Source organism: Nonomuraea sp. ZG12, assembly GCF_052068115.1.
Lineage (GTDB): Bacteria > Actinomycetota > Actinomycetes > Streptosporangiales > Streptosporangiaceae > Nonomuraea.
Window position 1 is genome coordinate 873,428 of record NZ_JBQHCW010000002.1, and the last position, 13,775, is coordinate 887,202.

Annotated in this window: 15 protein-coding genes; 3 read left to right on the top strand and 12 right to left on the bottom strand. The window is 71.0% G+C overall.

The window, feature by feature from the left end; translation table 11 throughout:
• Window positions 1-224: 224 nt before the first annotated feature.
• Together rpsO and ACTMTF_RS11080 are read right to left on the bottom strand one after the other, a co-directional pair.
• On the bottom strand, window positions 225-494 hold the full coding sequence (gene rpsO, locus ACTMTF_RS11075) for a 30S ribosomal protein S15 (protein WP_189141590.1): 270 nt from the start codon (window positions 492-494) through the stop codon (window positions 225-227).
• Between the two features lie 165 nt (window positions 495-659).
• Window positions 660-1,058 carry a VOC family protein gene (locus tag ACTMTF_RS11080; protein WP_441110509.1) on the bottom strand — a complete coding sequence of 133 codons (399 nt, stop codon included), beginning with the start codon at window positions 1,056-1,058 and terminating at the stop codon, window positions 660-662.
• Between the two features lie 71 nt (window positions 1,059-1,129).
• Between ACTMTF_RS11080 and ACTMTF_RS11085 the strand changes: the two genes are divergently transcribed.
• The gene (locus ACTMTF_RS11085; RefSeq protein WP_441110510.1) at window positions 1,130-1,717 is read left to right on the top strand and encodes a TetR/AcrR family transcriptional regulator; all 588 of its coding nucleotides are present in this window, start codon (window positions 1,130-1,132) and stop codon (window positions 1,715-1,717) included.
• A 6-nt stretch (window positions 1,718-1,723) separates the two neighbouring features.
• On the opposite strand, the gene ACTMTF_RS11090 is transcribed toward ACTMTF_RS11085, so the two are convergent.
• The gene (locus ACTMTF_RS11090; RefSeq protein WP_441110639.1) at window positions 1,724-2,650 is read right to left on the bottom strand and encodes a bifunctional riboflavin kinase/FAD synthetase; all 927 of its coding nucleotides are present in this window, start codon (window positions 2,648-2,650) and stop codon (window positions 1,724-1,726) included.
• Between the two features lie 84 nt (window positions 2,651-2,734).
• Between ACTMTF_RS11090 and ACTMTF_RS11095 the strand changes: the two genes are divergently transcribed.
• Window positions 2,735-3,754, top strand: coding sequence for a TRM11 family SAM-dependent methyltransferase (locus ACTMTF_RS11095; RefSeq protein WP_441110511.1), 1,020 nt, complete (start codon window positions 2,735-2,737; stop codon window positions 3,752-3,754).
• Here ACTMTF_RS11095 and truB read toward each other — a convergent pair.
• The 8 genes from truB to rimP form a co-directional block, all read right to left on the bottom strand.
• Window positions 3,751-4,623 carry a tRNA pseudouridine(55) synthase TruB gene (truB, locus tag ACTMTF_RS11100; RefSeq protein WP_441110512.1) on the bottom strand — a complete coding sequence of 291 codons (873 nt, stop codon included), beginning with the start codon at window positions 4,621-4,623 and terminating at the stop codon, window positions 3,751-3,753. The two genes, ACTMTF_RS11095 and truB, sit on opposite strands and share 4 nt — an antisense overlap.
• Complete coding sequence (locus ACTMTF_RS11105; protein WP_441110513.1) at window positions 4,623-5,666, bottom strand: DHH family phosphoesterase; 1,044 nt, start codon at window positions 5,664-5,666, stop codon at window positions 4,623-4,625. The genes truB and ACTMTF_RS11105 overlap by 1 nt, the downstream gene beginning before the upstream one ends.
• On the bottom strand, window positions 5,663-6,118 hold the full coding sequence (gene rbfA, locus ACTMTF_RS11110) for a 30S ribosome-binding factor RbfA (RefSeq protein ID WP_327102359.1): 456 nt from the start codon (window positions 6,116-6,118) through the stop codon (window positions 5,663-5,665). Before rbfA ends, ACTMTF_RS11105 begins: the two co-directional genes overlap by 4 nt.
• A 42-nt stretch (window positions 6,119-6,160) precedes the next feature.
• On the bottom strand, window positions 6,161-6,457 hold the full coding sequence (locus tag ACTMTF_RS11115; protein ID WP_441110514.1) for a DUF503 domain-containing protein: 297 nt from the start codon (window positions 6,455-6,457) through the stop codon (window positions 6,161-6,163).
• Window positions 6,458-6,575: 118 nt separating this feature from the next.
• The gene (gene infB / locus ACTMTF_RS11120; protein WP_441110515.1) at window positions 6,576-9,725 is read right to left on the bottom strand and encodes a translation initiation factor IF-2; all 3,150 of its coding nucleotides are present in this window, start codon (window positions 9,723-9,725) and stop codon (window positions 6,576-6,578) included.
• Between the two features lie 126 nt (window positions 9,726-9,851).
• The gene (locus ACTMTF_RS11125; protein WP_397009120.1) at window positions 9,852-10,151 is read right to left on the bottom strand and encodes a YlxR family protein; all 300 of its coding nucleotides are present in this window, start codon (window positions 10,149-10,151) and stop codon (window positions 9,852-9,854) included.
• Entirely contained in the window at window positions 10,135-11,139 is a 1,005-nt protein-coding gene (gene nusA, locus ACTMTF_RS11130) for a transcription termination factor NusA (RefSeq protein WP_397009118.1), read from the bottom strand. Before nusA ends, ACTMTF_RS11125 begins: the two co-directional genes overlap by 17 nt.
• 11 nt (window positions 11,140-11,150) lie before the next feature.
• Complete coding sequence (gene rimP, locus ACTMTF_RS11135; protein WP_441110516.1) at window positions 11,151-11,636, bottom strand: ribosome maturation factor RimP; 486 nt, start codon at window positions 11,634-11,636, stop codon at window positions 11,151-11,153.
• A gap of 276 nt (window positions 11,637-11,912) precedes the next feature.
• Here rimP and ACTMTF_RS11140 point away from each other — a divergent pair, with 276 nt between their 5' ends.
• The gene (locus ACTMTF_RS11140) at window positions 11,913-12,932 is read left to right on the top strand and encodes a ferritin-like domain-containing protein (protein ID WP_441110517.1); all 1,020 of its coding nucleotides are present in this window, start codon (window positions 11,913-11,915) and stop codon (window positions 12,930-12,932) included.
• A 15-nt stretch (window positions 12,933-12,947) separates the two neighbouring features.
• Here ACTMTF_RS11140 and ACTMTF_RS11145 read toward each other — a convergent pair whose 3' ends face one another.
• Window positions 12,948-13,739, bottom strand: a complete 792-nt coding sequence (locus ACTMTF_RS11145) for a class I SAM-dependent methyltransferase (protein WP_397009112.1) — start codon at window positions 13,737-13,739, stop codon at window positions 12,948-12,950.
• Between the last annotated feature and the right edge of the window lie 36 nt (window positions 13,740-13,775).

Sequence of the window (13,775 nt, forward strand, 5' to 3'; positions counted from 1 at the left end):
CGTTAGGTGCAGCGCCGGTCTTCGATCGAAGCGCCCGGTCTTGGTTACCGGAAGCCACTACCGAGGACCGGCCCGCAGGCGTCGCGGGTCGCATGGTGCTGAGCGGACGCGGGGGCTCTAAGTGTCTCGGATATTCAGTTGTACGTCAGGCGCGCGGCGCGAAGCCGCTCGACTCGCCGGACCATATGAGAAGGGAGCGGCGTGTCACGCCGCTCCCTTTCATGCTATCGGCGCAGGCCGAGGCGCTCGATGAGCGCACGGTAACGCGCGATGTCGACCTTCTGAAGGTACTTCAGCAGGCGACGCCGGCGACCGACGAGCAGAAGCAGGCCACGACGGCTGTGGTGGTCGTGCTTGTGCGTCTTCAGGTGCTCGGTGAGCTCGCTGATGCGCTTGCTGAGCAGCGCGATCTGCACCTCGGGCGACCCTGTGTCACCGTCGGCCGTCGCATATTCCTCAATGATGGACTTCTTGGCAGCGGTGTCGAGGGACACGGCTCTCCTTCATCTACGGGCACGCGCGAATGGAAACCTGATGCGAACGACCGTGCGTGCCTACAGTCGCCGCGGCGAAGGCCTTCAAGGCAGCGCACAGCGCCGCCGTCACAGAGCCGACATGCAAGGTTACCACCACGGGCTGGGTGCCCGGGCTCCCCGCTGTCAAACGTAGTGCTCCGCGTACTCCTGGGAAGGCGCGATGGGCGTGATGACGTCGATGAGCACGCCGTTGGGGTCGGCCACGATGAAGTGCCGCTGGCCGAAGTCCTCGCTGCGCAGCGGCAGCTCGGGCGTCAGTCCCGCGCGCACGACGAGCCGCTCCCACTCGGCGTCGGCGTCGGCCACCTCGAAGTTGAGCAGCAGCCCGGCGACCTTCCTGCGGTAGGCCTCGGGCAGCGTCGGATGGGTGTGGTCGAGCAGCGCCAGCTCGTGGGAGCCGCGGCGCAGGCTCACGTACCAGTCCGCCTCGAACGTCACCTCGAAGCCGAACAGCCGGACGTAGAAGTCCCGGGACTGGGCCACCCTGTCGGTGCAGATCACTGGATAGAGCTCCATGGTCATCCCCCTTCACATACCAACGGTATGTGACGGTACGCTAGTTCGCGTACCATCGGTATGTCAAAGGGGGCGCGGTGCCGAGGACCAGAGCCGAGCAGCGGGAGCACACCAGGCGCACGCTGGTCGCCGTCAGCCGGCGGCTCTTCGCGAGCAGGGGGTACGGCGCGGTCGGCCTGGCCGAGATCGTGCGCGAGTCCGGCGTCACCAAGGGCGCTCTCTACCACCACTTCGACGGCAAGGCCGAGCTGTTCCGCGCGGTGCTGCTGGAGGTGCAGCAGGAGGTGGCGGCCCGGGTGGCGGCCGCCGCCGACGCCGAGAGCGACCCCTGGTCACAGCTCAGGGCCGGCTGCGCCGCGTTCGTGACCGCGGGCGCCGACCCCGACGTGCAGCGCGTCATGCTGATCGACGGCCCGGCAGTGCTGGGCTGGAACGAGTGGCGGGCGATGGACGAGGCCACCTCCGCCAGGCACCTGGCCGAGGCGCTCACCGCGCTCATCGAGGAGGGCGTCATCGCCGCCCAGCCGGTCGCCCCGCTCACCCACCTGCTGTCGGGCGCGATGAACGAGGCGGTGCTGTGGCTGGCCCGGTCGGCGGGGCCGAACGACCTGGCCGACACCCTGGCGGCGCTGTCCAGGCTGCTGGAGTCGCTGCGCCGGCCGTGAAGAGTCCTACGAGGTGAGGCGGCGGGACTCGGCGACGTCGGCGTGGATCTGGGCGATGAGGTCCTCGATCGAGTCGAACTTCGTGTTGCCCCGCAGCCGCGCCGCGAACTCGACCGCCACGTGCACGCCGTACAGCTCCAGGTCGTCGCGGTCGAGCGCGTACGCCTCGACCGTGCGCGGCACCCCCTCGAACGTCGGGTTGGTGCCGACCGAGATGGCGGCGGGCCAGCGCTCGCCCTCGTAAAGGGCCGGCAGGTTGGCCACCGGCACGCACTCCAGCCAGCCCGCGTAGACGCCGTCCGCCGGGATGGCCGTCTGCGGCGGCGTCTCCACGTTGGCCGTGGGGAAGCCGAGTTGACGCCCGCGCTGGTAGCCGCGGACCACCACGCCCTCCACCCGGTGCGGCCGCCCCAGATCGGCGGCGGCCCCCCGGACGTCGCCCGACACCAGCCGCTCACGGATCTCGGTGGAGGAGAGCGCGTCGAGCAGCATGACCGGCTCGACCGTGAAGTCGTACTTCTCCCCCAGCGCCCGCAACGTCTCGGTGTCGCCCTCGGCACGGTGGCCGAAGGTGAAGTCCTCCCCCACCACCACGCAGGCGGCGCGCAGCCCGTCGGCGAGCACCTGCTGGGCGAACTCGGCCGGGCTGAGCCGCGACATCGCCGGCGTGAACTCCAGCACCCGGACCTCGTCCACGCCCAGCCGCGTCAGCAGATCGGCTCTGCGCCGCGGCGTCGTCAGGCGCGCCGGACGGTGCCCCGGCCGCACGAGCTCGTCCGGATGCGGCTCGAACGTGAGCGCCACGGCACGCAGCCCCGACTCGCGTGCGACGGCGACAGCCCGCTCGACCACCCGCTGGTGGCCGCGGTGCACCCCGTCGAACACGCCGATCGTGACGACAGATCTCTCCGAATCCCGCACGCCGGGCCCCATTCGCTTGTGGCGGTTCACTCCTCCACCAGCCTGCCATGCTCGTCCCCGTTCGCAGAAACCGAGGGCGGTACCATCGTTGCCACCATGCCTCGTTACGCTCTTTTGATCCTGCCCGCCTTCAACCGCGTCTACGGCCAGAGCTCCGCCCGGCTCACCCGCGCCGAGCTGGCCGTCTTCAGCGACAGAGCGCTGACGGCCGCGGTGTCGGACATCGACGAGAGCCGGATCGGCGGCCTGCCGTACGTCACGTTCGCGACAGCGCGACCGCTCGACGAGGCGGATGTGGCGCTGCTGTCCAACCTCTCGTCGGTCTACGCCCTGTTCGGGATGGAGGGCGAGCTGCTGCGGCCGCTCATGATGAGCCCCCTCGACCGGCTGAGCAGTGACCTGCTCACCATCCAGAAGTACGCCGGCAAGACCAACGAGCACTTCACCAAACTGCTGCTCAACGTCACCGCGCTGGCCTCCGACTTCCCCCTCGACGGCCGGCTGTCGGTGTTCGACCCGATGTGCGGGCGCGGCACGACGCTCAACCAGGCCCTGATGTACGGCTACGACGCCTACGGGCTCGACGTCGACGGCAAGGACTTCGACGCCTACTCCGGCTTCCTCAAGACCTGGCTGAAGAACAAGCGGCTCAAGCACACCGCCGAGACCGTGCCGGTGCGGCGCGAGCGGGCGCTGATCGGGCGGCGGCTCACGGTCACCTTCGCGCTGTCGAAGGAGGCGTACAAAGCGGGCGAGACGCAGCAGGTGTCGGTCGTCAACGCCGACACCGTGCGCAGCCGCGACTTCTTCAAGCCGCGCTCGTTCGACGTGATCGTCACCGACGCCCCCTACGGGGTGCAGCACGGCAGCAAGGGCGGCGGCGGGCTGGCCCGCAGCCCGCTGGAGCTGATCAAGCAGGCAGCGCCGGCCTGGGCCGAGCTGCTGCGGCCCGGCGGCGCGCTCGGCATCGCCTGGAACACCTACGGCGGCGGCCGCGACGAGCTGGCCGGCATCCTCGCCGCGACCGGCCTCGACGTGGTCCCCTACCCCGACTTCGAGCACTGGGTCGACCAGGCGATCGTCCGCGACCTCATGGTGGCCAGAAAACCCGCCTAGGAGACGAAGACCGCCAGCGGCTTGGCCAGCCGGCCCTGCTCCTCCACCAGCGCGAGCAGCTCACCGTCGGGCCCGAACATGCCGATCGGCCCCTTGCCGAGCCCTGCCGCGGGCAGCCGGCCGCCGTGCCTGACGACACGGGCCTCCTCGTCGCTGACGTCCCTGCGCGGGAACGCCGCCGCGACCGCCTCGCCGATCGGCAGCACCGTGCACCGCTCGGCGAGCTGCTCGATGGTGCTGGCTCTGGTCAGGTCGTACGGTCCGACGCGGGTACGGCGCAGCGCAGTCAGGTGTCCGCCGACGCCGAGACCGGCGCCCAGGTCGCGGGCGAGCGCCCGGATGTAGGTGCCGGAGGAGCAGCGGACGGTGGCGTCCACGTCCACGACCTCGCCCTGGTGCCGGATGTCGGTGATCTCGAAGGCGTGGATCGTGACCGGACGGGCGGCCAGCTCCACGTCCTCGCCGGCGCGGGCCAGCTTGTAGGCGCGCTGACCGTCCACCTTGATCGCGCTGACCTGCGGCGGGATCTGCATGATCTCGCCGGTGAGCGCGGCCACGCCGTCCCGCACCCGCTCGGCGGTGACGCCCGTGGCGGAGGCCGAGGCCGTGATCTGGCCCTGGGCGTCGTCGGTGTTGGTGGTCACGCCCAGCCGCATGGTGGCGGCGTATACCTTCTCCGTCAGCGCCAGGTGCCCGAGCAGCCTGGTCGCCTTCTCCACGCCCACCACCAGCACGCCCGTCGCCATCGGGTCGAGCGTGCCGGCGTGCCCGACGCGGCGGGTGCCCGCGAAGCGGCGGAGCTTGGCCACCACGTCGTGGGACGTCCACTCGGCGGGCTTGTCGACGATGATCAAGCCGCTTTCGGCCATCAAGCCTCTCTCAGCAGTTCCTGGAACTTCGCCATGGTCTCCTCGACGCCTTCGTGCGAGGTGAACCCGGCCGCGCTGTGGTGACCGCCGCCGCCCAGCGCGGCGCAGATCGCCGCCACGTCGACGTGGCCCTTGGACCTGGTCGACACCTGCCACGCGCCCTGGTCGTCCTCTTTCAGGACGGCGGCCACCTGGGCCTCGTCAGTGCGCCGCACGACGTCGATGATGCCTTCGAGCTCGGAGTACGGCAGACCGTGAGCGGCCCTGTCGACGCGGGTGACGTACGTCCACACCAGGCCGTCGTCCAGCCGCACCCGCTCCAGCGCCGCGCCCAGCACCTTGAGGTAACCGAACGGGGAACGGTCCCACAGCTCTCTGGCGATCTCCTCGGTACGCAGGCCGGTGGCGACCAGGCGGGCCGCCATCTGGTGCACGGCGGGGGTGGTGGAGGAGTACTTGAACGACCCGGTGTCGGTCACCAGGCCCGCGTACAGGCAGGTGGCAATGTCGTGGTCGAGCCCGCCGCCGAGCCGGTAGATCAGCTGCTCGGCCAGCATGGCGGTGGCCGCCGAGCTGGGGTCGATGAGGTCGAGCGTGCCGAACCCGTCGTTGGACGGGTGGTGGTCGACCACGATGACCTCACGAGCCCTCCGGACGCTGTCGGCGAGCACGCCCAGCCGGCCGATCGACGGGGAGTCGAAGGTGATCATCAGGTCGGGCGCCGCCGGATAGTCGGCCGGCGGCACCAGCATGTCCTGGCCGGGCAGGAAGCCGAGCAGCCGCGGCACGATGAAGTCACGGTCGCCGAAGGAGGCGGCGACGCGCTTGCCCATCGACCGCAGCAGGAAGCCGACGGCCAGCATCGAGCCGAGCGCGTCGCCGTCGGGCGACACGTGACAGGCCAGGGCCACCTCGTCGGCCTGCGAGATCAGCTGGAGCGCCCGGCTCCACGCCGCCTCGGGCACGGGCGAGCCTGTCGGCTGCGCCGTGCCCGGGGTCACGCGGGGCGGGCGGTCGAGCCTGTCGCGCACGTCGGGCGTCACGGCGCGGGGTGTCCCGCCTGCTCGTCGTCTTCCTCGTCGGGCTTCTTGTACGGGTCGGGCTCGCCGGCGTATTCGGCGCCCGCGGCCCGCCGCGCCACTTCGGCGTCCCGCGCCTTGGCGGCGTTGATCAGGTCGTCGAGCTGGCGGGCGCTGTCGGGCAGCGGGTCATGCTTGAACGCCAGCGTCGGGGTGAAGCGCACGCCGGTCTGGCGGCCCACCTCGGACCGGATGACACCCTTGGCGCTCTCCAGCGCGGCCGCGCTGTCGGCGCGCTCGGCGTCGGAGCCGAACACCGTGTAGAACACCGTGGCTTCGCGCAGATCAGGCGTGATCCTCGTGTCGGTCACGGTGACGAAGCCCAGACGCGGGTCCTTGATCCGGCGCTCCAGCATCTCGGCGACGATCTGCTGGATGCGATCGGCAAGCTTGCGCGCTCGTGGTGCATCCACCATGTTCGCTCCCCCCTCAGGCACGACAGGCCGTCGTGCGGTCGTTCACTCTTCGTCGTTGTAGATCCGATGCCTGGCCGACAGCAGCTCGATTTCAGGGCGGAAGGCCACCAGGCGCTCACAGGCGTCCATGACCTCTTTGCAGTTGTCCACTGAGCCGGAGACGACCGCGATGCCGACCTCGGCTCTGCGGTGCAGGTCGAGGTGGCCGGTCTCGGCCACGGCGACGGCCGGAAAGCGCCGTAGCACCTCGGCGACCAGCGGACGTACGACGGATCGCTTCTGCTTCAGCGAATGCACATCGCCGAGCAGGATGTCCAGGGTAAGGGCACCCACATACATGGTTGGCAACCACCGCTTGCCTTGGAGTCTGAAGCACGCCGGTCCTGGTGCGGTGGCGACCAGATCAGAGCGTGCGGAGGGCGCCCGGCGGATGATCCGCCGGGCGCCCGGCCACGGGTCAGGCCCGCGGCTTCTCCCGCATCTCGAACGTCTCGATGACGTCGTCGATCCTGATGTCGCTGTAGCCGACACCGATACCGCACTCGAAGCCGTCACGCACCTCGGTCGCGTCCTCCTTGAACCGGCGCAGCGACGAGACGGTCAGGTTGTCCGCCACGACGACGCCGTCGCGGATGATCCTGGCCTTGCTGTTGCGGACGATCACGCCGGAGCGGACCAGCGAACCGGCGACGTTGCCGATCTTCGGCACCTTGAAGATCTCGCGGACCTCCGCCGTGCCCATCTGGACCTCTTCGAACTCGGGCTTGAGCATGCCCTTGAGCGCCGCTTCGATTTCCTCGATCGCCTGGTAGATGACCGAGTAGTAGCGGATGTCGACGCCTTCGCGCTCGGCCAGGTCGCGCGCCCGAGGCTCGGGGCGGACGTTGAAGCCGATGATGACCGCGTTGTCGTCGGCGACGGCCAGGTTGACGTCGTACTCGGTGATCGCACCGACGGCGCGGTGCAGGACACGGAGCCTGACCTCGTCGCCGACGTCGATCTTGAGCAGGGCGTCTTCCAGCGCCTCCACCGAACCGGAGACGTCGCCCTTGATGATGAGCTTGAGCTCGTCGACGCGCCCCTTCTCGAGGTTGCTGAACAGCTCCTCGAGGGTGAGACGACGGCTCGACTTCGCCATGTCGGCGCTGCGCTTGCGCGCCGCGCGCTGCTGGGCGATCTGGCGAGCCATCCGGTCGTCGGTGACAACGATGAAGTTGTCGCCGGCGCCCGGCACGGCCGTCAGACCCATCACCAGGACCGGACGGGACGGCGTGGCCTCCTCGACCGCGTCGCCGTTGTCGTCGAGCATCGCCCGGACGCGGCCGAAGGCCTCGCCACAGACGATGGAGTCGCCGACGCGGAGCGTGCCGCGCTGGACCAGGACGGTGGCGACAGGGCCGCGGCCCTTGTCGAGGTGTGCCTCGATCGCCAGGCCCTGCGCGTCCATCGTCGGGTTGGCCCGCAGGTCGAGCTCGGCGTCGGCGGTCAGGATGATCGCCTCGAGGAGGTTGTCGATGCCCGTGCCGTTCTTGGCCGAGATGTCGACGAACATCGTCGAGCCACCGAACTCCTCGGCCACCAGGCCGTACTCGGTGAGCTGGGCCCTGACCTTGTTGGGGTCGGCGCCCTCCTTGTCGACCTTGTTGACCGCGACCACGATCGGCACGTCGGCCGCCTGGGCGTGGTTGAGCGCCTCGATCGTCTGCGGCTTGACGCCGTCGTCGGCCGCGACCACCAGCACCGCGATGTCGGTCGCCTTGGCACCACGGGCACGCATGGCGGTGAACGCCTCGTGACCCGGGGTGTCGATGAAGGTGACCTTGCGCTCCTGGCCCTCGTGCTCGGCGGCGACCTGGTAAGCACCGATGTGCTGGGTGATGCCACCGGCCTCGCGCGCCGCCACGTTGGTCTTGCGGATGGCGTCGAGCAGCTTGGTCTTACCGTGGTCGACGTGACCCATGACGGTCACGACCGGCGGACGCGCGGCCAGGTCGGCCTCGTCGCCCTCGTCCTCGCCGAACTCGATGTCGAAGGCCTCGAGAAGCTCGCGGTCCTCCTCCTCCGGGCTGACGACCTGGATGTTGTAGTCCAGCTCGGCGCCGAGCAGCTGCAGCGTCTCCTCGTTGACCGACTGGGTGGCGGTCACCATCTCGCCGAGGTGCAGCATGATCTGCACCAGCGCGGCCGGGTTGGCCCCGATCCGGTCGGCGAAGTCCGCCAGCGAGGCTCCGCGCGGCAGACGGATCGTCGCGCCGTTACCGCGCGAGACCTGCACACCGCCGATCGCCGGCGCCGACATGTTGTCGAACTCCTGGCGCCTCTGACGCTTGGACTTGCGGCCACGCGTGGGACGGCCGCCGGGACGCCCGAAGGCACCCGCCGTACCGCCGCCGCGACCGCGGCCACCGCCGCCGGGACGACCGGCGAAACCACCCGGAGCGCCCGGACGCTGACCGGTGCCGGCGCCACCCGGGCGACCGGCGAAACCGCCGCCACCGCCACCGGGACGACCGCCGCCGCCACCGCCGCCGCCGGGACGGCCTCCGCCGCCACCGCCACCGGGACGACCGCCACCGCCACCGCCGCCGGGACGGCCTCCGCCGCCACCGCCACCGGGGCCGGCAGGACGGCCCTGCGGCATCATCATCGGGTTGGGACGCGGACCACCCGGGCGGGGACCACCCGCACCAGGACCGGGACGCGGACCCGCGGCGCCGGGCGGACCCGGACGCGGACCGGGCGCACCCGGCCGCGCGTCGCCACCGGCACGACTCTGCGGCGGACGCGGACCCGCGCCCTCACGGGGCGGGCCGTCACGACGCTCGCGCGGACCTGCCGGTCCGCCGCCGCCTTCACGGTTGCCTCCGGGACGCGGCGGCCGGGACTGGCCCATGCCGCTGGCGTTGGAGGAGAACGGGTTGTTGCCCGGACGCGGGCCGCGCGGACCCGGCTTGGGACCGGGACCCGGACGGGCACCGCCGCCACCGCCACCGGCAGGAGCGCCGGGACGACCGGCCTGGCCGGGACCGCCACCGGCGGGCCCACCACTCTGACGGGGCGCCGCCGGACCCGGCTTGGGACCGGGACGGGCCGCCGGACCGGGACGCGGACCGGACGCCGCCGGGCGCGTGCCGCTGTCGAAGCGGGCCTGCGGAGCCGCGGGCGTCTCGCCACGAGCCGCCTCGGGCCGCACCTGCGGCTTGGGCTCAGGCGCGGCGGCCTGGGGCTCCGGCTCCGGCTGCGGTTGCGGCTGGGGCGCGGGCGCCGGCGGACGCGGCGCGGGGCCCGGACGCGGACCGGGCTTGGGACCCGGACCCGGACGCGGAACGGATGAGGTCGGCGCCTCGTGGACGCCGTTGCCGGCCTGGCTGTCCGCCGGCCGAGGAGCAGCCCTTGGCGGCTGCGGCTTGTGAGACGACGAACCGCCGCCTCTGGAGGGCCCACCCTTGGATGCGCCCAGAGCTTCGGTGAGCCTGCGGACGACCGGCGCCTCGATGGTCGAGGACGCCGAACGGACGAACTCCCCCATCTCCTGGAGCTTGGCCATGACGACCTTGCTCTCTACGCCGAACTCCTTAGCGAGCTCGTATACCCGGACCTTCGCCACTGCACTCCCTTACTCGGCCCGGGAGGCTGGCTGTGCCGTCCGGACCGTCGTTACGTTGACGTCTTCATCGCCGCGTGCTCATCAGGCGCTCATAGCAATCTGACTCCGCCCCATCAACTCGGCGTCCTACATGACATTTCGTGGTTCTCCTTCTAGGTGGGCTCGCACCCGCGAGACGTCAAGCGGCCCCGGCACGCGAAACGCGCGCGGGAGCGCTCGGCGACGCTCGGCAAGCTCTAGACAGCTCACGGTCGGATGCAGCGATGCACCCCGGCCAGGAAGCCGTCCTCGCAGGTCAGGGACCACCTGGTCCTCGACCCGCACCAACCGGAGCAGCTCGGACTTAGCCGTGCGGACCCTGCAGCCCACACAGGTGCGCTGTGGGGCCGCGTGGCAACCATATTCCAGCTTACCGTGTCGACGCATCTACGGAACCGGCGGCGTCCTCGGCCTGCGTATCCGGACGGATGTCGATGCGCCAGCCCGTCAGCCGGGCGGCAAGCCGGGCATTCTGCCCTTCCTTGCCGATGGCCAGGGAGAGCTGGTAGTCGGGCACGATCACTCGCGCCACCCGTCCTTCGAGATCCAGGACCTCCACGTGAGAAACACGTGCGGGCGACAGGGCATTCCCCACGAAGTCGCCCGGGTCCTCCGACCAGTCGATGATGTCGATCTTCTCGCCGTGCAGCTCGGTCATCACGTTGCGCACCCGCGAGCCCATCGGGCCGATGCAGGCGCCCTTGGCGTTGACGCCCGGCCTGCGCGACCGCACCGCGATCTTGGTGCGGTGGCCTGCCTCGCGCGCCACCGCCGCGATCTCCACGGTGCCGTCGGCGATCTCCGGCACCTCCAGCGCGAACAGCTTCTTCACCAGGCCGGGGTGCGTGCGCGACAGCGTGACCGAGGGGCCCTTGTGGCCCTTCTTCACCTGCACCACGTAGGCGCGCAGGCGCTCGCCGTGCACGTAGTCCTCGCCGGGCACCTGCTCGTGGGCCGGCAGCACGGCCTCGATCTTGCCGAGGTCGACCAGCACCACCCGCGGGTCCTTGCCCTGCTGGATGACTCCGGAGACCAGCTCGCCCTCGCGGCTGGCGAACTCCCCGAAGTTGATCTCGTCCTCGGCGTCACGCAGCTGCTGCAGGATGACCTGCTTGGCGGTGGTGGCGGCGATCCTGCTGAAGTTTCCAGGCGTGTCGTCGTACTCTCTGACGATCTCGCCGTCCTCGTCGAGCTCGGCCGCCCAGATGGTCACGTGCCCGCTGCTCTTGTCGAGCTCGGCCCGTGCCTTGGTCGCGGCGCCTTCCGTGCGGAAGTAGGCGATCAGCAGCGCGTCTTCGATGGCCTTGACGACCAGGTCGAAGGAGATGTCCTTCTCCCGCTCAAGGCTGCGCAGGACGCTCATGTCAATGTCCACGAGGCTTCCCCTTAGCCTTCGTCGCCGTCGACGTCGTCGAAGCGGCGGAACTCCACCTGCACCCGTCCACGGGTCAGGTCCTGATAGTCGAGCCGTCGCCCGGCTCCTTCGACGTCGAGATCGACGCCGTCGTCGTCGGCGGCGAGGACCCGGCCCTCGATCACCGCGCCGTCTCGCAGCTCTGCCTTCACCAGCCGCTTGGCCGCTCGCCGCCAGTGGCGGGGCTCGGTCAGCGGCCGGTCGATGCCCGGCGAGGACACCTCGAGTGTGTAGGCCGACTGGCCCATCACGTCGTCGTCGTCGAGGGCCGCCGAGACGGCCTGGCTCACGTCCGCCACGTCGTCGAGACTCACGCCGCCGTCACGGTCGACGATCACGCGCAGCAACCGCCTCTTGCCGGCCTGGGTGACGGTGACGTCCTCCAGATCGAGGCCCTCCGCGCTGACCACAGGCTCAAGGAGCTTCATCAGGTGGTCGCGGGATGATGCGCTGCCCATATCGACCTCCCCTATTGTCATGTCTCAGCCGGGCGGACCTCGCCTCTGGCTCTCTGTCGCATGGCTGCTCAGCCAGCGGCGACAGTTGACACCCTATCTGTAGGAAGGCACGCAGAGAGCGACACTCGGCACGCCCGGACGGCGAGCCTCGGCTCCGGAGGCGGCGAACGCCACCTCGGCGAACGACGGCCGGGTGCTGCGGTACGCCTGACAGCGAGGGGAGGCGTGAGCCCGTACGATGCTATCTGCGGTCCGTGACACTGGAGGTCCCTGCTCGTGCGCCAGCCACACCTCTCCCGGCGAGCCGTGCTGGCGGGCGGAGCGGTCATCGTGGCGCTCGCGGGATGCAGCGCCCCCGGCGACGTCCCGGCGCCGCCCCCGCGCGATTCCCCGGAGGAGGCGCTCGCCCGCATCCTGATCGCGGAGAAGGCGAAGACGGTCGCCCTCTACGACACGCTGATCGCCAAGGGCGGCGACCGGCTGGTCCCCTTCAGGGAGCGGCACGAGGCCCACCTCGCGGAGCTGCGCAGGCGCTTTCCCAAGGTGGCCGCCGGTCCCGCAGCGTCCGGCGCCCCCACGGCCGCCGCGAGTCCCACCACCGGCCCCACCACCAGCCCCACCGCCGGCCCCGCTACCAGCCCCACGGCGAGCCGCGGCACGAGCGGCAAGGTGTCGATGGCTCGCCTGCGCAGCCTCGAACGCAAGGCGGCGGCGCTGCGCCCGAGCCAGCTCTCCGGCATCTCGCCGTCTCTCGCCCAGCTCGTCGCCAGCATCGGCGCCTGCGAGGCCATGCACGCGCTGGCCCCGGTCACGGCCCCCGAGCCGGCCGGGGCGGGCGCGCGGCCCGGCGACGTGGACAGGCTGCGCAAGGCCCTGGCGGCCGAGCACGCGGCGGTCTTCGCCTACGGCCTGCTCGGCGCGCGGACCACCGGCTCGATGCGGGCCCGGATCACCCGGGCCTACGACTCCCACCGTGACCGCAGGGACGAGCTGCGCGAGGTGATCATCGCGCGCGGCGGCAAGCCCGCCGAGCCGGCCCCCTCCTACGCGCTGCTGTCCGTGCCGTCGACCGCCTCGGCCGCCGCCGGGCTCGCGGCCCACGTGGAGAGCGGCATCGTGGCCGCCTACCTGGAGCTGGTCGCCGCGGCCGGCGCCGAGACACGCGCGTACGCGGCACTGGTGATGCAAGAGGCCGCGACCCGCTCCTACTCCTTCAGGCCGGCGATCACCACAGCCTTCCCCGGCATGCCGGGGAAGGCCACGCCGCAGCGGACGACCCCGACCCCCGGCGGCTGACCCCGGTCCCCGCCGTCAGCGGCGGCGGCAGATCATGAACTCCGTCGTGGGGCTCTCGCGCAGCACGCGCACCAGGCGCCGCTCCACGGGATAGAGCGCGGCCCCGGCCAGCCAGCCGGTCACCTCGGTCAGCGTCACCGCGCGCAGCAGCCCGCCCCACAGCTTGCGCCACAGCGGCTGGCCGTCGACCTGGGCGTTCATCAGCACCAGCATGGGGACGCGGCGCACCACGTCGAACCCGGCCTCGTCGAGGGCCCTGGTGATCCACGGCAGGGTGCGGTTGACCTGGTAGTCGGAGCGCTCCTCCGGCCTCTGCAGGAAGTTCTCCGACAGCACGAAGGCGCCGCCCGGCCTGATCGCCTCGCCGATGTTGCGCAGGGCCGCGCGGTAGCGGTCGTCGTCGGTGATGTGGAAGAGCATGTCCATCGCGGAGACGGCGTCGAACGAGCCGGGCTCCAGCGCGTCGCCGGGCTCGGCGATGTCGAGCTGAAGGAACGAGGACTTAGGGAAGCGGGCGCGCAGCCGCTCCACGGCCGCCTCCGTGAGGTCGCTGCCGGTGACGGACCCGGCGCCGAGCTCTCGCCACAGGCGGACGTAGAAGCCGGTGCCGGAGCCGACGTCGAGCACCCGCGCCTTCGGCAGGTCCAGGCCGAGGGTGGCCGCCTCCCGGCGGAAACCCTCGGCGCGCACCCGATACATCCAGATATTGAACGCCCGGCCGAGCGCCTTGTATCCGACACCACTCTCGGTCCAGTCGGACTCCAGGCGTCGTTCCCAGAAGTCTTTCAATTCGACATGTGGCTTCATCGCACCGAGGTTTACAGCCCCTCAGCGCGCCGTCAA

Bases quoted from the DNA above. Each gene is read 5' to 3' on its own strand.
- rbfA (WP_327102359.1), bottom strand. From the start codon at position 6,118: ATGGTGGATGCACCACGAGCGCGCAAGCTTGCCGATCGCATCCAGCAG.
- truB (WP_441110512.1), bottom strand. From the start codon at position 4,623: ATGGCCGAAAGCGGCTTGATCATCGTCGACAAGCCCGCCGAGTGGACG.
- ACTMTF_RS11145 (WP_397009112.1), bottom strand. From the start codon at position 13,739: ATGAAGCCACATGTCGAATTGAAAGACTTCTGGGAACGACGCCTGGAG.
- ACTMTF_RS11090 (WP_441110639.1), bottom strand. From the start codon at position 2,650: ATGGGGCCCGGCGTGCGGGATTCGGAGAGATCTGTCGTCACGATCGGC.
- rimP (WP_441110516.1), bottom strand. From the start codon at position 11,636: ATGGGCAGCGCATCATCCCGCGACCACCTGATGAAGCTCCTTGAGCCT.
- ACTMTF_RS11080 (WP_441110509.1), bottom strand. From the start codon at position 1,058: ATGACCATGGAGCTCTATCCAGTGATCTGCACCGACAGGGTGGCCCAG.
- ACTMTF_RS11125 (WP_397009120.1), bottom strand. From the start codon at position 10,151: ATGCGTCGACACGGTAAGCTGGAATATGGTTGCCACGCGGCCCCACAG.
- ACTMTF_RS11095 (WP_441110511.1), top strand. From the start codon at position 2,735: ATGCCTCGTTACGCTCTTTTGATCCTGCCCGCCTTCAACCGCGTCTAC.
- ACTMTF_RS11115 (WP_441110514.1), bottom strand. From the start codon at position 6,457: ATGTATGTGGGTGCCCTTACCCTGGACATCCTGCTCGGCGATGTGCAT.